The 26466-nt window shown below is 52.0% G+C and carries 25 protein-coding genes; 19 read left to right on the forward strand and 6 right to left on the reverse strand.

From position 1 onward, the window contains the following. Positions 1 to 2 precede the first annotated feature (2 nt). From ACKGJP_RS17385 to ACKGJP_RS17410, 6 genes are all read left to right on the forward strand, one after another. On the forward strand, positions 3 to 881 hold the full coding sequence (locus ACKGJP_RS17385; protein WP_409346877.1) for an ABC transporter ATP-binding protein: 879 nt from the start codon (positions 3 to 5) through the stop codon (positions 879 to 881). A 94-nt stretch (positions 882 to 975) separates the two neighbouring features. Beyond that, complete coding sequence (locus ACKGJP_RS17390; RefSeq protein WP_409346878.1) at positions 976 to 1680, forward strand: peptidylprolyl isomerase; 705 nt, start codon at positions 976 to 978, stop codon at positions 1678 to 1680. Between the two features lie 169 nt (positions 1681 to 1849). Next, on the forward strand, positions 1850 to 3235 hold the full coding sequence (locus ACKGJP_RS17395; RefSeq protein ID WP_409346879.1) for an MFS transporter: 1386 nt from the start codon (positions 1850 to 1852) through the stop codon (positions 3233 to 3235). Between the two features lie 13 nt (positions 3236 to 3248). Beyond that, the gene (locus tag ACKGJP_RS17400) at positions 3249 to 4136 is read left to right on the forward strand and encodes a sugar phosphate isomerase/epimerase family protein (RefSeq protein ID WP_409346880.1); all 888 of its coding nucleotides are present in this window, start codon (positions 3249 to 3251) and stop codon (positions 4134 to 4136) included. Between the two features lie 105 nt (positions 4137 to 4241). Further along, the gene (locus tag ACKGJP_RS17405; RefSeq protein WP_409346881.1) at positions 4242 to 4778 is read left to right on the forward strand and encodes a DUF402 domain-containing protein; all 537 of its coding nucleotides are present in this window, start codon (positions 4242 to 4244) and stop codon (positions 4776 to 4778) included. A 100-nt stretch (positions 4779 to 4878) separates the two neighbouring features. Further along, positions 4879 to 5499, forward strand: a complete 621-nt coding sequence (locus ACKGJP_RS17410; RefSeq protein WP_409346882.1) for a YdcF family protein — start codon at positions 4879 to 4881, stop codon at positions 5497 to 5499. Here ACKGJP_RS17410 and ACKGJP_RS17415 read toward each other — a convergent pair. Then, positions 5496 to 6266: a GNAT family N-acetyltransferase gene (locus ACKGJP_RS17415; RefSeq protein WP_409346883.1), complete on the reverse strand. Its 771-nt coding sequence runs from the start codon at positions 6264 to 6266 to the stop codon at positions 5496 to 5498. The two genes, ACKGJP_RS17410 and ACKGJP_RS17415, sit on opposite strands and share 4 nt — an antisense overlap. A gap of 306 nt (positions 6267 to 6572) precedes the next feature. Here ACKGJP_RS17415 and ACKGJP_RS17420 point away from each other — a divergent pair, with 306 nt between their 5' ends. The 5 genes from ACKGJP_RS17420 (at position 6573) to glnA (ending at position 12238) form a co-directional block, all read left to right on the forward strand. Next, entirely contained in the window at positions 6573 to 7541 is a 969-nt protein-coding gene (locus ACKGJP_RS17420) for an AAA family ATPase (protein ID WP_409346884.1), read from the forward strand. 42 nt (positions 7542 to 7583) lie between these two features. After that, positions 7584 to 8933: a GTPase HflX gene (gene hflX / locus ACKGJP_RS17425; protein WP_409346885.1), complete on the forward strand. Its 1350-nt coding sequence runs from the start codon at positions 7584 to 7586 to the stop codon at positions 8931 to 8933. 96 nt (positions 8934 to 9029) lie between these two features. Then, entirely contained in the window at positions 9030 to 10289 is a 1260-nt protein-coding gene (locus ACKGJP_RS17430) for an aminotransferase class I/II-fold pyridoxal phosphate-dependent enzyme (protein WP_409346886.1), read from the forward strand. 79 nt (positions 10290 to 10368) lie between these two features. Beyond that, positions 10369 to 10782, forward strand: a complete 414-nt coding sequence (locus tag ACKGJP_RS17435) for a MerR family transcriptional regulator (protein ID WP_409346887.1) — start codon at positions 10369 to 10371, stop codon at positions 10780 to 10782. A gap of 124 nt (positions 10783 to 10906) precedes the next feature. Continuing rightward, on the forward strand, positions 10907 to 12238 hold the full coding sequence (gene glnA / locus ACKGJP_RS17440; RefSeq protein WP_409346888.1) for a type I glutamate--ammonia ligase: 1332 nt from the start codon (positions 10907 to 10909) through the stop codon (positions 12236 to 12238). Between the two features lie 305 nt (positions 12239 to 12543). On the opposite strand, the gene ACKGJP_RS17445 is transcribed toward glnA, so the two are convergent. The 3 genes from ACKGJP_RS17445 to lexA form a co-directional block, all read right to left on the reverse strand. Beyond that, complete coding sequence (locus tag ACKGJP_RS17445) at positions 12544 to 12666, reverse strand: YjcZ family sporulation protein (RefSeq protein ID WP_409346889.1); 123 nt, start codon at positions 12664 to 12666, stop codon at positions 12544 to 12546. A 32-nt stretch (positions 12667 to 12698) separates the two neighbouring features. Next, positions 12699 to 12797 (reverse strand): YjcZ family sporulation protein, encoded by a 99-nt coding sequence (locus ACKGJP_RS17450; RefSeq protein ID WP_409342507.1) that lies wholly within the window; start codon positions 12795 to 12797, stop codon positions 12699 to 12701. Positions 12798 to 13515: 718 nt separating this feature from the next. Beyond that, positions 13516 to 14139, reverse strand: coding sequence for a transcriptional repressor LexA (gene lexA / locus ACKGJP_RS17455; RefSeq protein ID WP_409346890.1), 624 nt, complete (start codon positions 14137 to 14139; stop codon positions 13516 to 13518). 283 nt (positions 14140 to 14422) lie between these two features. Between lexA and ACKGJP_RS17460 the strand changes: the two genes are divergently transcribed. The 4 genes from ACKGJP_RS17460 to ACKGJP_RS17475 all read left to right on the forward strand — a co-directional run bounded on the left by ACKGJP_RS17460 (position 14423) and on the right by ACKGJP_RS17475 (position 16661). Further along, entirely contained in the window at positions 14423 to 14788 is a 366-nt protein-coding gene (locus ACKGJP_RS17460) for a LysM peptidoglycan-binding domain-containing protein (protein ID WP_409346891.1), read from the forward strand. Between the two features lie 285 nt (positions 14789 to 15073). Further along, positions 15074 to 15265: a DUF896 domain-containing protein gene (locus tag ACKGJP_RS17465; protein ID WP_409346892.1), complete on the forward strand. Its 192-nt coding sequence runs from the start codon at positions 15074 to 15076 to the stop codon at positions 15263 to 15265. A gap of 56 nt (positions 15266 to 15321) precedes the next feature. Continuing rightward, positions 15322 to 15837 carry a hypothetical protein gene (locus ACKGJP_RS17470; protein WP_409346893.1) on the forward strand — a complete coding sequence of 172 codons (516 nt, stop codon included), beginning with the start codon at positions 15322 to 15324 and terminating at the stop codon, positions 15835 to 15837. 20 nt (positions 15838 to 15857) lie between these two features. After that, on the forward strand, positions 15858 to 16661 hold the full coding sequence (locus ACKGJP_RS17475) for an HAD-IA family hydrolase (RefSeq protein WP_409346894.1): 804 nt from the start codon (positions 15858 to 15860) through the stop codon (positions 16659 to 16661). 66 nt (positions 16662 to 16727) lie between these two features. Here the strand turns inward: ACKGJP_RS17475 and ACKGJP_RS17480 are convergent, their stop codons facing one another. Continuing rightward, positions 16728 to 17267: a 1,2-dihydroxy-3-keto-5-methylthiopentene dioxygenase gene (locus ACKGJP_RS17480; protein WP_409346895.1), complete on the reverse strand. Its 540-nt coding sequence runs from the start codon at positions 17265 to 17267 to the stop codon at positions 16728 to 16730. Positions 17268 to 17658: 391 nt separating this feature from the next. Here ACKGJP_RS17480 and metH point away from each other — a divergent pair, with 391 nt between their 5' ends. Beyond that, positions 17659 to 21102 carry a methionine synthase gene (gene metH / locus ACKGJP_RS17485; protein WP_409346896.1) on the forward strand — a complete coding sequence of 1148 codons (3444 nt, stop codon included), beginning with the start codon at positions 17659 to 17661 and terminating at the stop codon, positions 21100 to 21102. 58 nt (positions 21103 to 21160) lie between these two features. On the opposite strand, the gene tlp is transcribed toward metH, so the two are convergent. Continuing rightward, positions 21161 to 21385: a small acid-soluble spore protein Tlp gene (gene tlp, locus ACKGJP_RS17490; RefSeq protein ID WP_409346897.1), complete on the reverse strand. Its 225-nt coding sequence runs from the start codon at positions 21383 to 21385 to the stop codon at positions 21161 to 21163. A 662-nt stretch (positions 21386 to 22047) separates the two neighbouring features. Here tlp and murA point away from each other — a divergent pair. The 3 genes from murA to ACKGJP_RS17505 all read left to right on the forward strand — a co-directional run bounded on the left by murA (position 22048) and on the right by ACKGJP_RS17505 (position 26451). Next, complete coding sequence (gene murA / locus ACKGJP_RS17495) at positions 22048 to 23349, forward strand: UDP-N-acetylglucosamine 1-carboxyvinyltransferase (protein WP_409346898.1); 1302 nt, start codon at positions 22048 to 22050, stop codon at positions 23347 to 23349. A gap of 351 nt (positions 23350 to 23700) precedes the next feature. Then, positions 23701 to 25359, forward strand: coding sequence for a GspE/PulE family protein (locus ACKGJP_RS17500; protein WP_409346899.1), 1659 nt, complete (start codon positions 23701 to 23703; stop codon positions 25357 to 25359). 57 nt (positions 25360 to 25416) lie between these two features. Further along, entirely contained in the window at positions 25417 to 26451 is a 1035-nt protein-coding gene (locus tag ACKGJP_RS17505) for a type IV pilus twitching motility protein PilT (RefSeq protein WP_409346900.1), read from the forward strand. Positions 26452 to 26466 lie beyond the last annotated feature (15 nt).

Genomic DNA, 26466 nt, shown 5'->3' on the forward strand with positions numbered 1-26466 from the left:
CGATGATCCATTGCGAGAATCTCGTCAAAATATACAAGGTTGCCGATCTCGAGGTCGTCGCCCTGCAGGGGCTGGATCTGCACGTCGAGTCCGGCGAGCTGATGGCGATTATCGGGAACAGCGGAAGCGGCAAATCCACCCTGTTAAATATGCTCGGCGGTCTCGACAAGCCGTCGGCGGGAACGCTGAACGTGGACGGCAAAAACCTGCTGAAGTTTACGGAAAGAGACATCGTCAAATATAAGCGGGAATCGGTTGGTTTTGTCTGGCAAAACAATGCTCGCAACCTGATTCCTTATTTGACCGCGCTTGAGAACGTGGAGCTGCCCATTCTTCTCCAGGGACGGCGCAAACGTCAGCGGGCGCTCGAACTGCTTGAAGCGGTAGGCCTTAGCCACCGCGTCAAAAACCGGCTGAACGAGCTGTCGGGCGGCGAGCAGCAGCGGGTGGCGATCGCCATCGCACTGGCCAACCATCCCAAACTTCTGCTGGCCGATGAGCCGACGGGTTCTGTTGATACGAAGATGGCTAACCAGATCCTCGATTTGTTCCGGGAACTGAACCGGAATATGGGCTTGACGGTCGTCATCGTAACGCACGATCCCCTCCTGGCGAAGAAGGTCGACCGCGTCGTTTCCATTCGGGACGGCAAAACGTCGGCAGAGTTTATCCGTGATAAATCGTATGCGGAGGAGCTTGCCGAGCTGGAGCGCGGAGCGGAAGGACAGAGCGCGACGCATGTCGAATACGCGGTGCTCGATAAAGCGGGTCGCCTGCAAATTCCGGCGGGCTATTTGGAGGCGACGGGACTCGAGCGGACGAATAAAGTGCGCGTAACGATGGAGGACGGGAAGATCGTTTTGCTGCCGCCCGATGCGTAGCCGTATTGGACCCGCTGTCCAAAGGTTCGCAATCCGGCGCACCCCTGTGCTATAATTTGGACGAACCAATCCAAAGACAGGGGGAAGTATTCTAATGAATAAGCTTGTACTTGTATTGATGTGCGCCATGCTGGCCGCTGTGGCAACCGCTTGCGGGAATAAACCGACAGCCTCGCCTTCGCCCAGCGCTACGAACAAGCAGGTTCAAGGAGGCGGCGCGACGCCTTCGCCTAGCACATCGCCGAGCATAAGCCCGAGTCCGGCCGGCGCCAAGCAGTGGAACAAAGCTCCGGAGATGAAAATCGATAAAAACAAGACATACGTCGCCGAAGTGAAGACGAACAAAGGCGCGTTTAAAATCGAGCTGTTTGCCAAGGATGCGCCGAAGACGGTTAACAACTTCGTTTTCTTGGCCAAGGAAGGCTTTTATGACGGCGTTATTTTTCACCGGATCATCGAATCGTTCATGATTCAAGGCGGCGACCCGAAAGGTACCGGTTCGGGCGGCCCGGGCTATAAATTCGAGGACGAGCTGAAAAACGGCCATTCGTACGAGCCGGGTATCGTAGCCATGGCGAACGCGGGACCGAACACGAACGGCAGCCAGTTTTTCATCTGCACGGGCGAAGACAGCAAGGGGCTGAACAAACAGCCGAACTATACGATTTTCGGTAAAATCAGCGAAGGTATGGACGTCGTGACGAAAATCGCCAAAACGCCGGTGGCGGTAGCAAACGGCGAAGCAAGCTCGCCGAAGGAAAAAGTAACGATCGAATCGGTGACGATCACCGAGAAATAGAAAGATCCGAAGCCAGGGGGGAGCCCCTGGCTTTCGTACGTTTCCGTGCTCTCGTCATCGCATGAAAGATAGCGCTGCTTATGAGATGATTAAAAAAAGATTCACCGTACCGGTACCATATGGTAACATCGCTACAGGTACAAGTTGTCCGTTGGAGAGGGGATTATCGATGGTTGCGAATCGGTGGAAAATCCTGCACATCGTCAATATCGGAACATTCATGTCGACTCTCGACGTCGGTATCGTCAATGTGGCGCTGCCGACGATGGCCGAACAGTTCGGCGTGTCGCTGGCTCATGTGCAGTGGGTCGTTACGTGTTATCTGCTTACGATGGTGGCGCTGCTGCCGCTTATGGGAAGGCTCTCGGATGCCGTAGGGCGGCATTACATCTATAGCGGAGGCTTTCTCGTCTTCGCGATCGGCTCGCTTTATGCAGCGTTCGCCGGCGGCTTGACCGGAATCGTCATCGCCAGGTGCGTGCAAGGTATCGGGGCCACGATGATTATGGCCAATAGCCAAGCTATGGTGAGGCAGATTTTTCCGGATGAAGAAAGAGGACGGGCACTCGGCTTCAATGCGGTCATCATTTCGATCGGCACCTTATCCGGTCCGGCCGTTGGCGGTCTGCTGCTCGGCGTAACCGGCTGGGAATGGCTGTTTTTGCTCAATATTCCATTCGGCATTGCCGGGTTCGTATTCGGGCTGAAATGGTTTCCAAAGATCAGGCAAGCGGTTACCGCCAGGCTCGATCTGGCCGGCTCGCTGATGTTGGCGGCTTCCGCCGTACTGCTGATGCTGGCGTCGGAAGGGAGCGGCGGCGCAATCGACGTATGGTGGCTGATCGCCGGAGGGCTTTGCTTGCTTGCGATATTCGCGATTTATGAGGTATGGATCAAGGACGGCATTCTGGATAGAGAGCTGTTCACCAAAAGATCGATCGTCATCGGGAACATATCTGCATTCGTCATTCATCTCGTTCAAATGGGGTCGCTCATTCCGATTACGTTTTATTTTCAGCATCAGCTAGGCTTCTCCCCATGGCTTACGGGATTGGTGCTATGCATACAGCCTCTGCTAATGGGGATTGCGGCCCCTTACGGCGGCACGTACCGTGACCGCTACGGCGCTTTCGTGCCGCTCTTCGCGGGACCGATTACGGCTGCACTGTCCATGGCGGTCGTCGTGCTGGCGCCTGCAGGATCGGCGGTCGCGATGTCTCTGCAGCTCGGTTTGTTCGGTATAGCCATGGGACTGTTCCAATCCACGAACAACGCGGAAATCATGAGTGCCGCGCCCGATCACAAGATCAGTCATATGGGCAGCATGCTTGCGCTGATCCGCTACATGGGAATGATTGCCGGAACGGGGATTGCGGCAGCTTTCGTCGGCGATTTGGGAGGCGGAGGCGCATCCTCGGCATTCTTGGAGAGCGCGCAAATGCATACGCGTTTGCAATGGCTTTTTGCCGTCTGTTTGGTCATGTCACTCGCCGTATCGGGGCTGGCTATGCTCAGACCTCGCCGGCGCGTACAAGAAGAGCAGCTTCAAGCTTAGGGAGGGATAGGGATTGGCTGACAGAAGGCTGCAAATCGGCATGTGGGGCAGCTTTGACGCATCCGCATGGGAAAGGTTCGCGCTGGGGGGGATTAATGGGCTGGAGCTGTGCCAGATGAGAGATGAAGCTGAGCTGCGGTCGGCAGTCCGTTTTTGCGGAGACCGGGGAGTGGCTTTTGGTCTTCATGCGCCGGGTATTCGCCGGGATGCGTATGTTCTGCCAAAGCTGACCTCGTCCGATGCGGAAGAGCGTGGGGCGGCAATCGGTCATGCCGAAGAACAAGTCGAGCTGGCGAGGGAGCAGGGGGCCGACTACGTGCTGCTGCATTTTCCTTTTCCCGCCTTTTGTCCGGAGAAACGCAGCGAAGCGCTGTCATGGATTTTTCCGATTCCCGGTATTTATGACCGCAGCCCGTTTAGCGAACGAACGTTTATGGAAATCGGCAGACGCGTTTTCGAGTCGCTGGCGGAGCTGCAGCTGCGCTATAAACAGCGAATTGTTTTGGAATACGATTTTTTTGGCGAATATGAAAATAAGTTCATCGAATTGTTTCGCGAGTTTCCGTCGGTGGAGGCCGTTCTCGATACGCAGAGACTCGATCTGCATGCAAGGGCGTTTCCAGGCTTCGATCCTTACGGTTTGATCGACGCTATGGCACCTTATACCTATCTGGTTCATTACAGCAATATCCAGTACGAAGAGCATGGCATGAAACGCCATCTGCCTGTGCTGTCCGAGCAGGAAGGGGATGTTCGGTTCGGAGACGCAATTGCGTATTTGAAGCGGCTGCATCAGGGGAATCGGCGGTTTCACCTGTTGTTTGAGCACCAGGCTTCGCTCGTAGCGGCGGAGGAGCTTGCATCTTGCTACGGAACCGCGGCTCAGATCATCGGTTTATAGCGAATTCGGCGTCAAGTAGTGTTTAGCCCGCATTAATGGTAGACTATGGGTAAAAAGCAGGCGGGTTGATTGCCGCGCCTGACAATGAAGGAGGGATCGACGTTCATGAAGCGAAAATATTCCGACCGTGCCAATTGGCGGCGCGTCCTCGATAAAAGGTTTCATGTATCCTTCGTTGAAGAAGCGGATTTTACCGGATTTGTTTCGCTTTTTCATATCCTGCAGGTACGCGATCCTCTCTGGAAGCAGTATGACGAAAGGGTCGTTTGCGTGGCGGACGCGGGCTATAAATGGCTTCAGCATTTTCCCAAAAACGCTCATTATGCGCTCACCTCGATGTATGACGAGAATGACCGCATCGTACAGTGGTATATCGACATTTGCAGCGTGCAGGGAGTGACGGATCACGGGGTGCCGTGGTTTGACGATCTTTATTTGGATTTGGTCGTATTGCCTACCGGGGAGTTATATTTGCTGGATGAAGAAGAACTGAACGAAGCGCTTGCAAAAGGCTCGGTTACGCAGCGGGAATACGATATGGCCTGGGCGGAAGCGAATCGCCTGATCGGCGAATACCAGAATGGCGGCATCAAGCTGATTAATCTTGCGGATAGAGACCTGCACCGCTGGGAGAAATCGTGAAAAACGACCTGCTGCGGATTGCGTGCGGCTAGCGTCTAGAGTCTTACTATCTCCGGGGGCGGCAGCCGGTTCGACACTTCCTGGAGAGGGGAAACGAACGATGCGTAGAAGAAAATGGGGGAGGCTGCGTCTCCTCCTTAAACTTGCGGGGATCGCGGCGGTTTTGCTGCTGGTGTGGGTAGGGTACGTCCAATGGAAAATTCAAGCGGCGCAGTTCGGCGAAACGAAAGCCGCCGACGTCGGCATCGTGCTTGGCGCGGCCTTATGGAGCGACAAGCCGAGCCCCGGCCTGAAGGAACGGCTCGATCATGCGTACTCGCTCTACAAGGCGGGTAAATACCCTCGCCTGATTGTGTCCGGTGGCTTGGACGGCAACAGCTCCAAGCTGACGGAGGCGGAGGGGATGCGCAATTACCTGATCGAGAAAGGCATTCCGTCCGAACGGATTTTCCTTGAGAACGAAGCGCGCAGCACGTATGAGAATTTACTTTTTAGCCAAGCGATTATGGAACGGAACGGCTGGCGCTCCGCTCTTATCGTGACGCATCATTATCATGGCGCACGAGCGCAGGATATCGCGAATTTCATCGGGATGAAGGATGCGGACGTGGACACGGCCGACTCGCGCGTCATGAATATGACGTGGCATAATACGAGGGAGACGCTCGCTTTCACGAAGTGGGAGCTCGACAAGCTGCTAATGCGGTTAGGGCTGCGTTAACGGCTCTCCACGCGATAGTGATAATCGAACAAATGACGGAAGCCGAGCTTCGCGTACAAGCGAAGAGCGGCTTCATTGTTTTTCATCACCTGCAAATACAGGTTTTCCGCTTCCCGCTCGTTCGCCCAGTCGATCAGTTTGCGCATCAGCTGCAGGCCGACGCCGCGGCGCCGGTATGGCTCTGCCACCGCTATGTTCGTAAACCCCGCCCAGCCGCTCTCCACGACTACCGTTCCAACGGCTACCGGTGTTCCACGGTCAAGGAAAACCGCAAACCGGTGAGCCGGTTCGATTCCCGCAAAAATGCGTTCGTAAGCCGGAATCCTGTCTTCGCTGTAGCCTTCGCAAGTTAAAAAGGTATGGAGCCACTCCTCATTCGCATATTCATATAGCATAGCCTGAAACCGGTCTGCCGGCTCAAGCAGCTGCCGGGCCTTGCCGGCGTCCGCAACTAGCATAGAAGTATGAGAATCGGCGACATACCCTTGCGCTTCCAGCTCCGCATCCAGCCAGCTTGGCGAAGCCGGGCTTACATGAAAACGAACGGGCAGGCTTTTCTCCCGGTAAAAGCTTTCGATTTCGGTCCGCCAGTTCGCTTCCGCAGGCGGACTTCCGATCGCGAATACGGAATTTGCGCGTCTTGTGACGCCGAAAGTCGCCCGCAGCCGCCAATCGCCAAACCGTCTGCTTTCGGCAGCCGGCCATGTATTCGCCGCCAATCGCTCAAGCTGTGTAATTAGCGGGAGGTTGGTATCCTGATGGTTCATACTCGTTCAGCTCCTGGGAACGGAATCATGCCGCATAATGATGGAAATACAGCGATTATACATTTATGTGCATTATTATTCAATTCATTTTTCTTACATGTACTGGCGCCGATCCTTCTGTTTCCTCAAAGTAAGGCAAGCTTGACCGGAAATAACCGTTATATTCATTTCGTCGGCTCCCTGCCAGTGGTTTTCAAAGGATGATTATGGTACAGTTTGAAGCAAGACGACCGGAACTTTCCTCATTCGCCGTCACACGGACGCTTGCTCAATCTGCCAACACTTCAAACTCCGAGGTGATCGTTTATGAGCGGACGCGTCTCTGCTGCGTCAGACAACGCGAACGGCGGCAAAGTTTCAAGGCAAATCAACGTCGTGCTGCGTAATCCCGAGCCTCCCGCACCGATCGAGCCGGAGCAATTGGTCGGCGGCAAGTCGGTGCCCGCCAGCGGCAAGCTGGGGGAAATTTTTCTGGAGCTCGAGCAAATGGTCGGTTTGGAATGCGTCAAAGACATTGTGTACGAAGTGTATGCGTTGCTTCAAATCGGTCTGATCCGGGCGGAAGTCGGCCTTCTGCAAAATGCGCATGTGTTTCATATGGTGTTCAAAGGGAACCCGGGTACCGGGAAGACGACGGTTGCGCGAATCGTTGCCCGTCTTTTTCAGGAGATGGGCGTACTTAGCAAAGGCCATTTGATCGAAGTGGAGCGAGCCGATCTCGTAGGGGAATATATCGGGCATACGGCGCTAAAGACGCGCGAGATGGTCAAGAAATCGATAGGCGGCATCCTCTTCATCGATGAAGCGTATAGCTTGGCCCGCGGTGGGGAAAAAGATTTTGGTAAAGAAGCGATCGACACGCTGGTCAAGGCGATGGAAGATTACAAAAATCAGTTCGTTCTGATATTGGCCGGCTATCAAGATGAAATGGATACGTTCCTCCAAACGAATCCCGGCTTGCCGTCGCGCTTTCCGATCCATATCGAATTTCCCGATTACACGGTCGATCAACTGATGCAGATCGCCGAGCTGATGACGAAGGAAAGGCAATACGTACTCTCGCCGCAAAGCGAGCTGAAGCTTCGTCAGCATCTAACGCAGGAAAAGCAGAAACTCGCCGAAATATTCAGCAATGCCCGGTATGTGCGCAATACGCTGGAGAAATCGATTCGCCATCAGGCGGTACGCTTGCTTCAGCTGCAAATGCAAACGTACTCGAAGCAGGAGCTGATGACGCTGCGGCAGGAAGATTTTCGTCTAGATAAGAAAAAGTAACGGTTATGACTAACGGTCATGCAAGCAAGGGGGTAATCATTGATGAAACAAACGATCCACGAAGTCGAGGGAACGAAAGAGGAGAAAGCGGTTCTGATCAGCCTAGTCACGAACGAGTTGAAAAAGACCGATTTTTCCGCCGACTATTCGCTGCAGGAGCTTGTCAATCTTGCGGAGACGGCCGGTGTCGAAGTGCTCGATACGATGGTCCAAAATAAAGAAACCGCAGACAACAAATGGTTTATCGGAAAGGGCAAGGTCGAAGAGCTTAAGCAGCTGCTGACAACGTACGGCGGCAACACGGCTATTTTCGATCAAGAGCTCTCCGGCGCTCAAGTGCGCAATCTGGAAGAGGCGCTCGATGTGAAAATCATCGACCGCACCCAGCTCATTCTCGATATTTTCGCGCAGCGCGCCAAGACGCGCGAAGGGATTTTGCAGGTCGAGCTGGCGCAGCTCAGTTACTTGCTGCCGAGGCTGTCCGGGCAAGGCAAAAACTTGTCGAGGCTAGGCGGCGGCATCGGTACGCGCGGTCCGGGCGAAACGAAGCTGGAAACGGACCGGCGGCATATCCGCGACCGAATCTCGGAGCTGAAAAGACAGCTGCAGGAAGTCGTTCGGCACCGCACTTTGCATAGGGAAAGACGCAAGAAAGCGGGAATATTCCAAGTTGCTTTAGTCGGCTACACGAATGCGGGCAAGTCCACCATTCTGCGCCAGCTGACGAATGCCGACGTCTATGTGGAGAACCAGCTTTTCGCTACGCTCGATCCGACCTCCCGCAGCCTCGAGCTGCCCGGAGGAAAGGAGATCGTCCTAACCGATACGGTAGGCTTTATTCAAAATTTGCCGCATGATCTCGTTGCCGCTTTCCGCGCTACGCTGGAGGAAGTGTGCGAGGCGGATCTTGTCCTGCACGTTGTAGACAGCTCAAGTCCGGTACGCAGCGAGCAAATGAAGGTCGTCGGCGATGTGCTTCAAGAGCTCGGCGCTCACGGCAAAGAACAAATTACCGTGTTCAACAAAATTGATCTCTGTGAATCGGGCGATCTGGAGCTGCTGACGGCCGACAGCGATTCCGTGCGGGTGTCCGCCTATAATAAAGAAGATCTGGAACGGCTGACTCATACGATCCAAGAGAAGCTGCTAGGGGATACCAAAACATTCCGTATTCCGGCCGAACGCGGAGACTTGATCGCGAAGCTTTACCGGATCGGCGATGTTCTCGAGCAGGAAGCCGACGAAGACAGCCTGCTCTTCAAGGTGCGGGTGAATACGGACGATTACGCCAAATCGGGCTATATGCTGACTCCCTTCGAGCAGGATCGGACAGCCGTTCCGGCACAAGGCGAAGACGGCGAAGCGACAGGAGTCGAAACTTACGACCGTTAACGTTATAATAGGTAAATATCCGCTGCTTGGCGTCATTACGCTGAAGCGGCGGATTTGCATGTTTCCAGGAAAATGAGGGGGAGAGCGAGAGCAGTCATGACATTTTCAGCGGCAATTACGAATTTGATGGAGAAGGCGGAACGCTTGATCGCAGACAGGCTGATGGCGGCGGACAAGCTGATCGATACGAATCAATGGAAAGTGATCCAAGCGTTTCAGAAGCATAAGGTGAGCGATTATCATTTTGCTTCCTCGACCGGCTACGGGTATAACGATAGAGGGCGGGAGGTGCTGGATCTCGTCTATGCGGACGTTTTCGGAGCGGAAGCGGCCATTGTCAGACCTCATTTTGTTTCCGGGACGCATACGATCGGAACCGCGCTGTTCGGCGTCCTGCGTCCGGGAGACAAGCTGCTGTACATAACCGGGAAACCATACGACACGCTGCATAAGGTGATCGGCTCGGCGGGCGACGGCCGCGGCTCCTTGGGCGACTGGGGGGTCGAGTACGGGGAAATTCCGCTCGCGAATGGCGGCAAACCGGATTGGGCTGCCATTGAAGCAGGCATTACGGCAAATACGAAAGTAATCGGCATCCAGCGGTCGCGCGGTTACGATTGGCGGCCTTCTTTTACCGTGGAGCAGATCGGAGAAATGGTTCGCTTCGTAAAAAATATCAAGCCTGATGTGATCGTCTTCGTGGATAACTGCTACGGGGAATTCACGGAAGCGGTGGAGCCGACGGAGGTAGGCGTCGATCTGATCGCCGGCTCGCTGATCAAAAACCCGGGAGGCGGGATTGCGCCGTCGGGCGGCTATATCGCCGGCAAGCAAGCGTATGTCGATCTTGCCGCATACAGGCTGACTGCCCCTGGAATCGGCGGCGAGGTCGGCGCGATGCTGGGAGCGACCCGCAGCATGTATCAGGGACTGTTTTTGGCGCCGCATTTGGTCGGACAAGCGGTGAAGGGGAGCATTTTCGCCTCCGCCGTATTTGAGCAGCTTGGCTTCGAGACGCATCCCCGCTGGCAGGATACGCGGACCGATCTGATTCAGGCGATCCGTTTTACAGGTCCGGAGCACCTGATAGCATTCGTGCAAGGCATTCAGAAAGCGGCTGCCGTAGACTCGCATGTCGTGCCGGAGCCTTGGGACATGCCGGGCTACGAGCATCCCGTCATTATGGCGGCGGGAACGTTTATTCAAGGCGGTAGTTTGGAACTGTCGGCCGATGCGCCGATCAGAGAACCTTACATAGCCTACATGCAGGGCGGATTGACATATGCGCATGTAAAGTTTGGCGTTTTGACCGCCATTCAGCATTTAGCCGATCGAAAACTTCTGAATATTCTGTGATTAAACCTAACATAACTTGACACCTTTTTGTAACGAAGGTACAATAAATGGTATGAAACGATCACAGGAGTGATTCGGTATGAGTGATGACATTCGCCGCAATATGGCATTATTTCCAATCGGCATCGTCATGAAGCTGACCGATCTGACTGCAAGGCAAATCCGGTATTACGAACAGCATGAGCTCGTTATGCCGGCTCGTACCGGCGGCAATCAGCGGTTGTATTCGTTCAACGACGTCGAGCGGCTGCTCGAAATCAAAAGCTTGATCGAGAAGGGCGTCAATATCGCCGGCATTAAGCAAGTTTTGCTTCCGATGTCCGAGAGCTCGGAGGAAGCGACCTTCATCGACGAGCAGTCCGAAGTGAAGCGTAAAGAAATGTCGGAAACCCAGCTGCACAAAATGCTCAAGCAGCAGCTGATCGGCGCCAAACGGCCTGGTCAGGTTTCCTTGATCCAAGGCGAGCTGTCGAGATTCTATACAAAGAGATAGCATCGTGGGTTCTATGCTATAATGTTTGAGTGCATTCTATGAAGATTATAAAGAAGTACCAGGAAACAGCCCCGAAGCGTCCGCTTCACTTTGTGGGGATTACTTATGAGGAGGAGATTGCAAGATGGTAAACTACACGAAAGAAGACATTCTTCGCATTGCAAAGGAACAGAACGTTCGTTTTATCCGCCTGCAGTTTACTGATTTGCTCGGCTCCATCAAAAATGTCGAAATTCCACTTAGCCAATTGGAGAAGGCGCTTGACAACAAAATGATGTTCGACGGCTCTTCAATCGAGGGTTATGTTCGTATTGAAGAATCCGATATGTACTTGTATCCCGATTTGAGCACATGGGTGATTTTCCCTTGGGTAGCCGAGGATCGCGTAGCTCGCTTGATCTGTGATATTTATTTGCCGGATGGCCGGCCATTCCCGGGCGATCCGCGCGGAATCCTGAAGCGTGCGCTGAAGGAAGCCGAAGAGATGGGTTATACGGCGATGAACGTAGGCCCGGAACCGGAATTCTTCCTGTTCAAAACGGACGAGAAGGGCAACCCGACAATGGAACTGAACGACCAAGGCGGATACTTCGACCTTGCTCCGACGGATCTAGGGGAAAATTGCCGTCGCGAAATCGTATTGACGCTTGAAGAAATGGGCTTTGAGATCGAAGCTTCTCACCACGAGGTAGCGCCTGGACAACATGAAATCGACTTTAAATATGCCGATGCGATTAAAGCGGCCGACCAGATCCAAACCTTCAAACTCGTCGTCAAAACGATTGCAAGACAGCACGGTCTGCATGCAACGTTTATGCCGAAGCCGCTGTTCGGGGTTAACGGTTCCGGTATGCACTGTCACCAATCGCTGTTCAAAGGCAACGTTAACGCGTTCTATGACGAGAAAGACAAACTGGGCCTGAGCGCGACCGCCCGCCACTATATGGCAGGTATTCTGAAGCATGCCCGTTCTTTCACCGCCATTACGAACCCGACCGTCAACTCGTACAAGCGTCTTGTTCCCGGCTATGAAGCACCTTGTTATGTAGCTTGGTCTGCAAGCAACCGCAGTCCGATGATTCGTATTCCGGCTTCCCGCGGTTTGAGCACGCGCGTTGAGGTTCGTAACCCGGATCCGGCGGCAAACCCGTACTTGGCGCTCGCAGTCATGCTGAAAGCGGGACTTGACGGCATTCAGAACAAATTGAGTCTGCCGGCACCGACGGACCGCAACATTTATGTCATGTCCGAGGAAGAAAGGGAAGAGCAAGGCATTCCTAGCTTGCCGTCCGATCTGAAGGAAGCGTTGGCTGAGCTGATCCGCAACGAAGTCGTTTGCGAAGCGCTCGGCGAGCATGCGCTGACTCACTTCTTTGAGCTTAAAGAAATCGAGTGGGATATGTACCGCACGCAAGTGCACCCATGGGAACGCGAGCAGTATATTACGTTGTACTAATTGAGGAAGCTCTTGACGCTTCCTATTCAAAAACGCATTTTTTGAGAAAACAGCCTTTTGGCTGCGAGCTGACGCCGAAATTTATACGGCGTCAGCTTTTTTTGTTGGGCTAGAAATATGCTGCTTTAATAAATCGTATGACATAAACGTAGAGCGCTTTCGCTTTCACGAGTAAGACGATATCATACGCCTTGGATAAATGACTAGGGGAGTACATTCGCTATTTATACTGAAGAGCCTAAAATGAAAAGTATGGTTATGTAGAAGGGAACAAAAAGCGATCCCTCCTGTTATGCATTCGCTTATTAACACCAAGAGCTAACGCAAGCGCAAGCGACAATGACCAGCAAGATAAAAAGAACCAGGATTACGCCGGTGGAAGTAAATCCTCGATTCCCATAACCGCGAACTTCAGCAATTTCGCTCATTCGGTTCCCCTCCATTCTTTCTTACGATGAAATCAGTAGCCGAATCCGCAAACGGAACAGGCGACAATGACCAACAAAATGAACAATACCAAAATCGTGCCGGTCGACGTGAAAGCTCCACCCAACGACATCGAAATCCCTCCTTGTTTGGTATCCATCTGGCTATATTCCCGAAAGGGCCATTTCAACCAGCTGCCTGATGACATCATATGGTTTCGAATGCTTTTTGATTGGGTTAGTGACGATAGTTATTAATTTTATGGGAAATGCTGATGGGCGCGATTATTATTTATAAGGCGTAAGGAGGGCGATCGCGGAACCAAAGCGTCATGATTATGATGAATCGGATGTCTGACCGTTTCCGCAACGGATCGCACAGAGTGTGAACGGACTCGTTCACGTGATGGTCGAACCAACTGTTTTCAGAGATACGAAAGTCGGAGATTGTCTCTGCTTCCGGACCCGCTACTTTTGCCGGTTCAAGTTGTCCCTTCGCCATGCTAATAAAATTTCGGCAGTCCAAAGAAGGGGAGAATTTTTTGCAAAAATAAAATGGGCGCATGGTGGTGACTTCGGGCATTACCTCGAAGGAAAGTTCCTTCCAATCATATCCCCATAATGTTTTGAAAGCGAATACGATGCTGGGTATATGGGGGATAACAAATGATTCTAGCTTTTTTACTAGTAATTGAGATGGGCTGCCTATAACGAATAGATGTCGTTATTATACTCTAAATATTTAAGATTTTTCGGTTGCGGGAACATCAAAAAAGGAATCTTCCATTGCGGAAGATTCCTTTACTAGGAACAGTAGAGACGCTTGTCCTTGAAGGTCGGAGCGACGAGCGATTAGTGAATGTTTCGGAATACGCCGATTACTTTGCCGAGAATAGATACATGCTTTAATCGGATCGGTTCCATGTGTTCGTTTTGGGGCTGCAAGCGGATGTGGTCTTTCTCCTTATAGAACGTCTTCACGGTAGCTTCATCGTCCTCGGTCATCGCTACGACGATATCGCCGTTATTTGCAGTTTGCTGCTGGCGGACGATAACAAGATCGCCGTCATGGATACCTGCATCGATCATACTCTCTCCGACGATGTTCAGCATGAAGACGGCATCGTCTTTCACTACATTGTTTGGCAGCGGGAAGTAGTCCTCAATGTTCTCCGTAGCTGTAATCGGCATCCCGGCAGTAACTTTCCCGACGACGGGCACTCTCGTAAATGAGAACGAAAAATTTGCTGCGGACTCGTCCTGAAGTCCGATTATTTCGATCGCGCGAGGCTTTGTCGGGTCGCGGCGAATCATGCCTTTCTTCTCAAGACGCTCCAAGTGACCGTGAACGGTCGAGCTGGAAGCAAGGCCTACCGCTTCTCCGATTTCCCGTACGGACGGCGGATAGCCTTTATCCCGCACTTCGTTCTTGATGAAATCAAGGATCGCCTGCTGGCGGTTTGATATTTTCCCCACCGAAAACCCTCCTAATCTTGGTAACTAATTATCGACATTATAGCACAGAACCCGAGTTCGTACAAACATAAGTTCGAGTTTTTGTTCGTATTGCTCGTTTGGGTGTTCGGAGGCGAAAGAAGGGCATGGAGCGGGCGGAGAGCGCCTATTCCGGCCTCTGCATGCGGCTCGAAAATACGAACAGAAAAAGGGAACAAACGTTCTAAAAAGATGTTGACACAAACAACCGTTCGTATTAAGATATGGGTATCGAAACAGAACAAACGTTTGGGGGTCGCCAATCATGAACGCAGCCATTAACCAAAGAAGACAAAATGTGAACAGAACAAATCGCAAACAACCGACATCCGTTTCTCATAAAAAGCTTATCCGCCTTTTCTTTTTCCTGCTTGCCATTGTCGTCTCGTTTTCCTGCGGAGCCATTTTTAAAAGTTATGCTTCGGCGCAGGATACGTCTTCGGCACCGCTTGCATTTCACGCTGAAACAGTGAAAAGCGTAGACGTGGTAAAAGGAGATACGCTGTTAAAAATCGCCCGTGAACACGCTCCAAAAGATGCGAACATCCATGCGTATGTCGATAAAATCAAAAAGCTGAACGGACTGAAAAATGCCATGCTTCAGGAAGGTCAGATCTTAGAACTCCCTTAATGCGGAGCCCCCTTCTCTAGAAGGGGAACCTCACTTCAATGATTGATGCCGAATATAAATGAATTCATAAGAACACACCTTCCGGGACGCCGGGCTAGGTGTGTTTTTGTTTATCATGCTGTAGCGTCAAGCTTCTTCTCTTTCATATTCGGGATAATTTGCTTGCGCTTACTTGCGAAATCTTGACAAGAGCCGCGTAGGAATGGCAAAGTAATAAGGATTGCGCTATGATTACGAAAGATTGGAATATCATCTTCTCGATGGTTACGCAGGAGGGAATTGAAAATGAATATGGATCAGACGGTCGAGCGCATTAATGAGCTGGCCCGCAAAGCGAAGACGGTAGGTTTGACGGAGCAAGAGCTGGAGGAGCGCAACGAGCTGCGCAAGCGTTATATCGAGGCATTCAAGTCGTCTCTGAAAACACAGCTCGATTCCATAAAGTATGTGGAAGACGAAGAAGAGAACAAACAGTAACAAAGCGAAGCATACGTGTCAAAACTAGCGTGATCTGAAGAATGGGGGGTCTCGTCATGTCCCGGTCGTGGGAACGAATGGTCGAGCGAAATCAGAAGAAAGTGAACAAGTCCCGGGTGAAGAGCGGACGAACCGCGATCACAGCAACGGGCGCAGAGGAAATGCGCAAGTTCAAAGGAAGAAGTTACATGCTTCCGTTAATTCTTTGCAGTATCGGAGTTTTTAATGTTGTCGCCTTTAGCGCTGTAAATGAAGGGGATAAAACATTCTGGTATACTTCACTCGCTTATGTTTTGCTCGGCGCCTTTATTTTTTTGGTCAGAAGGCCATTTTTGTCGATCGGCAAAACGAAACTTGTTTCCCGCCGGTTTACGGGGGACCATGCGCTTCAAGTGAATGATATCGAGGAAATCGTCGTTTCTCCGGGCTATGTTGTCGTCCAGCTTAAAGAGAAAAAACGCCGCTGGGTATTTTCCAAGCTGATGAATCTCTTCGATATTAGCGGCATGCAAGCCGAAATCAAGCAGTTTGCGCAGAAAAATAACGTTCCATTAAAAGAAGAGGCAAAATAACGGCGAGGGAGACTGGGAGAATGACGATCAAAGCGGTATTGTTCGATCTTGACGATACGTTGCTGTGGGATGACAGAAGCGTAAACGAGGCTTTCTTAGCAACTTGTACGGAGGCGGCCGTCCGTTACCCGAATATCGCGCCGGACAACCTTGAGGAAGCGGTGCGCAAAGAGGCGCGTGCGTTATACGAGACGTTCGAGACGTTCCCGTTTACGAAGATGATCGGGATCAATCCGTTCGAGGGGCTATGGGCGAATTTCGGAACCGATCATCACGAGCAGTTCCGTAAGCTTGGCGATCTGGCCCCTGGCTACAGGAAGGAAGCATGGACGCGCGGTTTGCGGGCCGTTGGCGTTGACGACGCGGAGCTCGGCGCGCTTCTGGCCGAGAAGTTTCCTGCCGAGCGCCGGGCAAGACCGTACGTGTACGAGGAAACCTTCCAAGTGCTTAACGAGTTGAAAAAGAAGTACAAGCTGCTCTTGCTTACGAACGGAGCGCCTGATTTGCAGCAAGAGAAAATAGCGGGTATTCCCGAGCTCGATACGTATTTCGATCATATCGTTATTTCCGGGGTACATGGGGAAGGAAAGCCTGCGGAATCGATTTTCAAACACGCTATGCAGCTGCTCGGCATTGAAGCGCATGAAGGGATTATGGTCGGGGACAAGCTGACAACGGACATTCTGGGTTCCAATCGGGTAGGCATGCATAATGCGTGGATTAATCATCACGGCGTTACCCGCAGCGACGAAATCGTGCCGAAACACGAAATCAAGAGCTTAAACGAGCTTCAAGCTATCATCGACAGGATCAATCATCATTGATAAATACAATAAAACCCGTCCGCTGTTCATACAGTAGGGCGGGTTTTCGTCTATAGTTCCGTAAGCTTATTTATTAAAAGAAGGATCTGCGAACGGGTGGGCGATCCAGCCTTCCGTTTCGATAAACAAGCGGACGGCGACGATTTGCCGATTTTCCATCAGCGTGAAGAAATGCGGCTTGTGCTCCGGAACGGAAATGACGTCGCCCGCTTCCAGTTCGACATCGAAATATCCTACATCGTCCGTGCCTTTAATTACAAAAATGCCTTTACCGGCAGCGATCGCACGCACTTCATCCTCAGTATGCGTATGCACCGATTCGAACTTTTTCAGAAGCTCTTCAATGTTAGGCGTGGCGTCGGACAGCGCGATGATATCCCAAGTGAGATAGCCGCGGCGGGAAGCGAGATCCTTGATCTCATCATCAAAAGCGGACAGGATTTGCGCTTTCTCATCATCGGAAAGAACAAATTTATTTTGCAGCTCTGCCGGAAGCTTGGAGGCATTCCAATGCTCGTAAAGCACCTCTTGATTTTCAAGGAACGCTTTAACGTTCTGTTCGCCGCTAATGCGTTCGTTCGTATTGCGAATACGTATTTCAGCCAATTTGAATTCCTCCTTCTCCCATCTTAATGCCCGCATATGATAACATAGTCTTCTGGACAATTCCGGTTCCATTTGCGGGTGGTACCGGAGCCATAGGTTCAGACTAAACTTATTATAGTGGAATTGATGCTTGTTGTCGATGCGCTTCGGCTATGGGGCTGGTTTGGAATCGTCTAGAAAGTAGAGGACTTGACGGCATGAAGGCTTAGGATACTTTCGTAAATGATGAAAGTTTGATACACTTATGAAAACCATTTGATTACCCGATAGAAGTACGGGGAATTAAACATGAACCGAACGGATGCAAGTTGCAACTAATCGATCGGTCAGGACAGCAATGAAGCAAACAGATAGGACAACGTTGTGGGCGAGATGGGGAAGGATGATAAGCATGAGTAAACCGACGCTGCGCGAGCAGCTTAGCAAAAAGATTATGATTCTGGACGGCGCCATGGGCACGATGATCCAGCAGGAGGATTTGACGGCCGATGATTTCGGCGGCGAGGACTTGGACGGATGTAACGAAAACCTCGTGCTGACCAGACCCGACATCATATCGAAAATACACGAAGCGTATTTCGAAGCCGGTTCCGATATCATCGAAACGAACACGTTCGGCGCGACAAGCGTCGTACTTGCGGAATACGATCTTCAGGATAAAACGAGGGAAATTAACCTCGTGGCAGCGAAGCTCGCTGTGGAAGCGGCGAACAAGTATTCGACGCCGGAATGGCCGCGTTATGTGGCGGGCGCTCTCGGACCGACGACCAAAACGTTGTCCGTTACCGGCGGCGTAACATTCGATGACCTGGTGGACAGCTACTATGAGCAGACTCTAGCGTTAATAGAGGCGGGCGTTGACGCGATTTTACTGGAAACTTCCCAGGATACGCTGAACGTAAAAGCGGGTAGCATCGGTGTTCGACGTGCCTTCGAAATGCTCGGCGTCAAGCTGCCGATCATGATTTCCGGTACGATCGAGCCGATGGGAACTACTCTCGCAGGTCAAAATATCGAATCCTTCTACGTTTCGCTAGAGCATCTCGATCCGGTATCCATCGGCTTAAACTGTGCGACCGGGCCGGAATTTATGCGCGATCATATCCGCACGCTTTCGGATATTGCCGGAACTGCCGTCAGCTGTTATCCGAACGCCGGTTTGCCTGACGAGAACGGCCAATATCACGAATCGCCAGAATCGCTCGCCAAGAAAATGGCCGGCTTCGCCGAGCAAGGCTGGCTGAACATCGCCGGCGGCTGCTGCGGAACGACGCCTGCCCATATTCGCGCGATGGCCGAAACGCTCAAACAATACGCGCCGCGGCCGCAAACGGGCGCTCATCCTCCGGCGGTATCCGGTATCGAAACCGTATATATCGAAGAGGAAAACCGCCCGATCATGGTCGGTGAGCGTACGAACATTGCCGGATCGCGTAAATTCAAACGTCTGATTAAGGAAGAGAAATTCGAAGAAGCTTCCGAAGTTGCCCGGGCTCAGGTAAAGAACGGCGCACACGTGATCGATATCAATCTTCAAGATACCGATATCGACGAAGCTTTCGCCATGGAAAACTTCCTGCAGCATGTCGTCAAAAAAGTAAAAGTACCTCTCATGATCGATTCGACATACGATCATATCATCGAGCTTGGCTTGAAGTATTCGCAAGGGAAAGCCATCGTCAATTCGATTAACCTCGAGGACGGCGAAACGAAATTTGCCGGCATTGTGCCGCTCCTGCATCGTTATGGCGCAGCGGTCGTCACCATTTTGATCGATGAGCGGGGACAGGCCGTATCCCGTCAAGCGAAGATGGAAGTCGCCGAACGTTCCTACGAACTTCTAACGAAAAAATACGGACTCAAGCCGCATGATATTATTTTTGACCCGAATATGTTCCCGATTGGCTCCGGAGACCCGCAATATATCGGCTCCGCTGTGGAAACGATCGAAGGCATACGGATGATTAAAGAAAAGTACCCGGAGTGTAAAACCATTCTTGGACTCAGCAATATTTCTTTTGGTTTGCCCGATGCCGGCCGCGAGGTGCTTAACTCCGTTTACTTGTACCACTGTACGAAAGCGGGACTCGACTATGCGATCGTTAATACGGAGAAGCTGGAACGGTATGCCTCCATTCCGGATGCCGAAAAGGAACTGGCTGAAAAGCTGATTTATAACACGAACGACGAAACGCTTGCCGAGTTCGTTGCCTTTTTCCGCGAGAAGAAGGTCGACAAGAAGGAGAAGATATCGAATCTTTCGCTTGAGGAGCGCTTGGGCTCCTACGTTGTGGAAGGCACGAAGGAAGGCTTGATCCCCGATCTTCAGGAAGCGATGAACAAATATTCTCCTCTTGAAATCATCAACGGACCGCTGATGAGGGGCATGGAGGAAGTCGGACGATTGTTCAACAACAACGAATTGATCGTTGCCGAGGTGCTGCAAAGCGCTGAAGTCATGAAGGCGTCTGTGGCCTTCCTCGAGCCGTTCATGGAGAAGAACGAGTCGGCGGTCAAAGGAAAGATAATCCTCGCGACCGTCAAGGGAGACGTTCACGATATCGGCAAAAACCTGGTCGAAATCATTTTGTCGAACAACGGCTACCAGATTGTCAACCTTGGCATCAAAGTGCCGCCTGAACAGTTGATCGAAGCGTACCGCAAGGAGAAGCCGGATGCGATCGGCTTGTCGGGATTGCTCGTTAAATCGGCCCAGCAAATGGTTGTCACCGCTCAGGACTTGAAGGCTGCGGGCATTGATGTCCCGATTTTGGTTGGCGGAGCCGCGCTAACCCGTAAATTTACGAAAACCAGAATTGCACCGGAATACGAAGGACTCGTGCTGTATGCGAAGGACGCGATGGACGGACTCGATATTGCCAACAAGCTTAGCGATCCTGCGGAGAAACAGAAGATGATCCAGGAACTTCGCGAAAGCATGGAATCCGACGTCAAAGAATCCGGCAAGCCGTCGCAGCCGATGCCTGTGCTGACCCGGGTCAAAACGTCCTCCGTTAACCGGAACGCGCCCGTACAAAAACCGACGGATCTTGAACGCCATGTGCTGCGCGACTATCCGATCTCGCATATTATGCCTTACATCAACATGCAGATGCTGCTCGGACACCATCTCGGCTTGAAAGGGAAGGTAGAGAAGCTGATCGCGGACAAAGACGAGAAAGCCACACAGCTTAAGGAAGTCGTCGATGCGATTCTCCAGGAAGCGCAGCAAAAAGGCATCATCCGCGCACACGGCATGTACCGCTTTTTTCCGGCGCAGTCGAAGGGGAACGATGTGATCGTCTACGATCCGAACGAACCGGGCAAGGTGCTTCAGACCTTCAGCTTCCCGCGTCAGGAGACGGAACCGTTCTTGTGCCTGGCCGATTATTTGAAGTCGGTGGACAGCGGTGAAATGGACTATGTCGGCTTCCTCGTCGTAACGGCAGGACACGGCATCACCGAGCTAGCCAGAGAATGGCGCGAAAAAGGCGATTATCTGAAATCGCATGCGCTGCAGTCGACGGCCCTCGAGATGGCGGAAGCTTTCGCGGAACGCGTTCATCATATGATGCGGGACGTATGGGGGATTCCGGATTCGCCGCAAATGTCCATGCAGGAGCGCTTTGGCGCGAAATATATCGGACAGCGCTTCTCGTTCGGTTATCCGGCGTGTCCGAACTTGGACGATCAACAGCAGTTGTTCGCTCTGCTGAAACCGGAAGATATCGGCGTCGAGTTGACCGAAGGCAGCATGATGGAACCGGAAGCATCCGTATCGGCGCTCGTATTCGCCCATCCGGAAGCGCGCTATTTCAACGTGGATAAAGTATAGAACAATAAAACCCCCTTCTCGCTATTTCGCTGCGGAAAGGGGGTTTTGCTTGTCATGCTCAGTCGTTTTGCGCGGCAGCCTCGTCTTCGATTTCCGCCTTGAAACCTGCGATGCTTTGCTCGCGGCGTTCGTTTTTCTCTTGAAGCTGTTCAACCTCTTGGCTGCTTATTTCGTCAGCGTGCTCATCCAAATAGTCTTGCGATTCCTGCAAGTTCTCCATCGTATTCTGCACACTATTTTGCAGCTTTTCTACATTATCAGCGCGGTTATCCGGTTTAGCCATGTCTTCATCCTCCGATTCAAGTGTGAAATTTGGGTTATTCCCCAGCTTTTAACATACCACGAATGGCGCGTTTGTATTCATCGTTTCATCGGTAAGAACAAACGGATAGGCTGTAAACGCTAACAAAAAAATTAGACGTAAAAATCGAATTTCCGCCTTATTTATTGGCACTACGTCCTATTTCATCTTGCTGGCAATTGTGATAAGCTATGCCTTAGGTTATTGGAAAGCCATTCATAGAGTATTCCAAAAATAAGGGACCAGCTGAACGTTACCTTCATGGCGCAGTTTGATTTGGAGACGGATTCAGGCTGATTCCGAGCCATTATACATAACGGTGTCATGTAACCGGCATTCTGTTAACCGGACCTTATGGCGGCGTTTACGTGCGTGCAGCATAGCTGCATTTCTTCCGCCGGGAAGCGAAAGGCGTTCGAAGACGAGAATAACTAGGGTATGATAGGCAGCCGAGAGATGACATCCCGAGAGGAACTGCAAAGTGCGCATGGCGTAGACGGGTTATGTGACCTGTACTTTTGGGGAAAGCTAGTAAGCATGGAGCCGTATAGCGGAATGAATCGGCTATGCGCATTACGGTACTGAAAACGCTAATAACGAATGATTACGGTAGTCGATAAACGATTGGGAGTAGGTATGACACGATGAAATGGATCGAAGCGTTTCCCTCCGGCCCGCTGCAGGGTACGGTCAAAATTCCCGGTTCCAAAAACAGCTCGCTTGCATTGTTGGCCGCAGCTTGCCTAGGCGAGGAGCCGATTACGCTTAAAGGGATTCCGAATATACTTGATTTTCGCGTAATTGCCGATATTGTGAAAGAAATAGGCGTTCTAATGGAAAGAGAGCCTTCCGGAGACATCCGGATCGATCCGCGGGCGATTTGTCATGCTCAGCTTGACGCAAGGAAGACGTCGCAATACCGCGCTTCTTATTATTTTGTAGGCGCGCTGCTAGCCAAGTTTGGCAAAGTGACGATCGGTTATCCGGGCGGCGACAATTTCGTATCGCGTCCGATCGATCAGCATATTAAAGCACTAAAGGCAATGGGAGCGACATTCACATTTCATGAGGATCGTTATGTAGTGGAGACAACCGGCCTCAAAGGCTGCGCCATTCATTTCGATACGATCACGTCGGGCGCTACCATTAACGCCATGCTGGCAGCCGTTCTCGCAGATGGGAAAACGGAGCTGCGGCAAGCAGCTGTCGATCCGGAAGTTGTCGATACGGCGAACCTCCTGAACCAAATGGGCGCAAAGATTAGCGGAGCCGGTACCGATACGATCCGCATTCAAGGTGTTAAGCAGCTTGGCGGATGCGAATACACCGTCATTCCGGATCGGCTGATTGCCGGTGCGTTTCTGATGGCGGCGGGGGCGACGAGGGGTGTCGTAACGGTGGACGATGTGATCCCCGAGCATCTCGGCTCTTGTTTGACGAAGCTGCGGGAAATCGGCATGAACATCGAGCAGAAGGATCAGAGTTTGACTGCATACGGCGATGTGCCGCTTCGAGCGACGCGCGTGCGTACCGGCATGTATCCGGTGTTTGCTACGGATCTGCAGCAGCCTTTTTCCGCGTTGCTGCTTAGAGCGCCGGGAAGAAGCATCGTAACGGACAAAGTGTACCCGGAACGCTTCAACCACGTGCCTCAACTTAGACGGATGGGTGCGCAAATTCAGGTCCGCCGTGGAAGCGCCTTTATCCAGGGAGGGCTTCCGCTCAAGGGGGCTTTCGTGCACGTGTCCGACGTTCGGGCAGGCACTTGTCTTCTCATTGCGTCGCTCATGGCGGAAGGCAAGTCAATCCTTACGGGCGTGGACCATATCGAACGCGGGTATGAGGATGTTATCGGCCAGTTCCGAAGCTTGGGAGCGAATCTTACGCTGCACGAAGGCGAATTTGGACTGGTTTCCGATGAGGAACAGAAGTCTATGCTTCGTTAGTTGCGTATGCAGCAAATAGTTAATAGGCTATGCAAGAAACCGTGAAGTCTGTAAAGACAGCACGGTTTCTTTGTCGTTTCATACATGCTGCACAAATCAGAAAGCGCCTTTACAAAAGAAAAACAGTTGCGCAATCTAGGAGAGGAACAACAGCGGTGCGGGATCTGCATGAACGGACGACGACAGCCTTCAAAGTCGAGCGCAATTTCTTTGTTTTTCCATTGACAGAGTCTTTCCGCTATGAGTATGATAGTTTTTGAAAATAGTTCCATAGAACTATAACATATCTTTCAATCTATAGAAAAAAATGTCGAATGATAGGTAAAAATATCCACTAAAGAAGGTCGGCGCATGGCTCAACGCAAACGGATCGGCGATTTGCTTGTGGAGGCAGGGGTCATCTCGGCGGATCAGCTTCTGCAAGCTTTAAAAGAACAAAAAGAATGGAATATGCGTTTGGGCGACGTACTGATCACGCAAAATTACATAACCGAGCAACAATTGATCGAAGTGCTTGAGCTGCAGCTTGGCATTCCGCACATACAGCTATACCGGCAAAAAATCGATACGAAGATCATTAATATTATTCCTCAGCGGCTTGCGGAGCAGCATCAGGTGCTGCCGATCCGTACCGAAGGGAACAAACTCGTTCTTGCTATGGCCGATCCCCTCGATTATTACGCCATCGACGAGCTGCGGATGAGTACGGGCTATCGGATCGAGCCTACGATTGCCTCTAAGGACGAGCTTTCCCGCGCCATAAAGCGTTATTACGGCTTGCAGGAATCCGTCGATCAGATCATGAGCAATCTGCAATCGCGCGAGCTTGAAGAGACGAAACCTCAGCAGGACGAGGACGATTCGCCGGTCGTGAAGACCGTCAACCAAATTATCATCCAAGCGGTGCAGCTCGGAGCGAGCGATATTCATTTCGACCCGCAGGAGGACGGCATTCGAATCCGTTACAGGGTAGACGGCATGATGCGTACGGAACGGTCTTTGCCGCCTCACATGCAGAGCGTCATCGTTGCCCGCGTGAAGATCATGGCGAATCTGAACGTTGCCGAGAGACGGCTGCCTCAAGACGGGCGCGTCGAAATGGACATCGAGTACCGCAAAGTCGATATCCGGATATCGACGCTGCCCACCATTCACGGCGAGAAGGTAGTCATGCGGATTCTCGACTTAGGGAATACGCTGACGGAAATCGAGAAGCTCGGGATGTCTCCCTCGAATTTACAACTGTTCATGAAAGGCATCGGCAGCGCAAACGGCATCGTCTTCATAACCGGTCCGACCGGAAGCGGTAAAACGACAACGTTATACTCCGCAATTTCCCGCCTCAATAACGACGAAGTTAACATTATCACCATTGAAGATCCTGTGGAATATCAACTCCAAAACATCAATCAGGTACAGGTGAATTCGGTTACGGGACTCACGTTCTCAAGAGGTCTGCGCTCTATTTTGCGTCAAGATCCGAATATCGTCATGGTCGGCGAAATACGCGACGTCGAAACGGCGGAAATTGCCGTCAGAGCGGCAATGACCGGACATCTTGTCTTGAGCACGCTGCACAGCAACAGTGCCGTTAACTCGATTACGCGGCTTATCGATATGGGCGTGGAGCCTTTCCTGATCGCTTCCTCCTTGAATTGCGTCGTTGCCCAGAGGCTTGTCCGCCGCATTTGTCCCCATTGCGCAGCGCCGCATGAGCCCACTCGCGAAGAAACCGAACTGCTTGCTTCGAGCGGCAGGAAGACGGACGTTCTCTATAAAGGCAGCGGCTGCGGCGAATGCGGGCGGAGCGGCTATAAAGGCAGGCTGGCCATTCATGAGGTGCTGCAGTTGGACGACACGCTGCGCGGGATGATATTACAGCGTCGTTCGGATGCGGAGTATGCGTCGTATGCCAGAACGTTAGGGCTCGTTTCCCTGCAAAATGATGGAATAGCCAAAGCGATTGCCGGACTGACGACTCTCACGGAAGTGTACCGGGTTACCGGATAGAGCTTGCTTAAGTTGAATCCTATGAGAATTCATCGGAAAGGGTAGATCGAGTTGCGAATGGAAGATCTGTTAAAGCTCGCTTACCAAAAAGGGGCTTCCGACGTCCATATAACGGTCCACTCGCCAGTGATGCTGCGTATCAACGGTCAGCTGCGTCCGATCGACGATCAGCCGCTTATGCCGCAAGCGACGATGGAACTGGCGGGAGAGCTGATGTCCGCGGAGCAGAAGGAGTCTTTTCTGGATCGGGGTGATCTGGATTTCTCATACGGCATTCCAGATTTATGCCGATTTCGCGTGAATGTTTATCGTCAAAAAGGTAGCGCAGGTATGACGATCCGGCTCATTTCGAATCGTATTCCCGCCATGGAAGCGTTAGGCTTGCCTGCCATCGCCGAAGAATTTGCCAAGAAGCCGCAAGGCTTGCTGCTCGTCACAGGCCCGACCGGAAGCGGGAAATCGACGACGCTGGCAGCTATGATCGATTACATAAACCGTACCCGCCGCGAGCATATCATCACTCTGGAAGATCCGATCGAATTCGTTCATTCTCACAAGTCCTGCATTGTGAATCAAAGGGAAATCGGCGTCGATACGAATACTTTTGCAAGCGGGCTGCGGGCCGCGCTGCGGCAGGATCCCAACGTTATCCTGGTCGGCGAGATGCGCGATCTGGAGACGATCAGTACGGCGATCACGGCTGCGGAAACGGGCCATCTCGTATTCGGAACGTTACATACTGCGGATGCGCCGCAAACGATCGATCGCATCGTCGACGTCTTCCCGCCGGAGGCGCAGCAGCAAATTCGCGTTCAGCTGGCATCGGTGCTGCTTGGCGTCATGGCCCAACGCTTGCTTCCGACTGCGGACGGTAACGGACGCGTTGCCGCGATCGAGGTACTCGTTAATACGCCTGCCGTCGCCAATTTGATTCGATCGGAGAAGGTGCATCAAATTCGTTCTGCGATGCAAACCGGTAAGGCGCAAGGTATGCAGACGATGGATAATGCGCTTCGCGAGCTTCTACAGCAGCGGCGTATCCATGTCGAAGCCGCACGGGAAGCCATGTTCGGCTTTAGCGAGCTTCAATAACTCTTTACACATTAG

Source organism: Paenibacillus litoralis, assembly GCF_046244365.1.
Taxonomy (GTDB): domain Bacteria; phylum Bacillota; class Bacilli; order Paenibacillales; family NBRC-103111; genus Paenibacillus_V.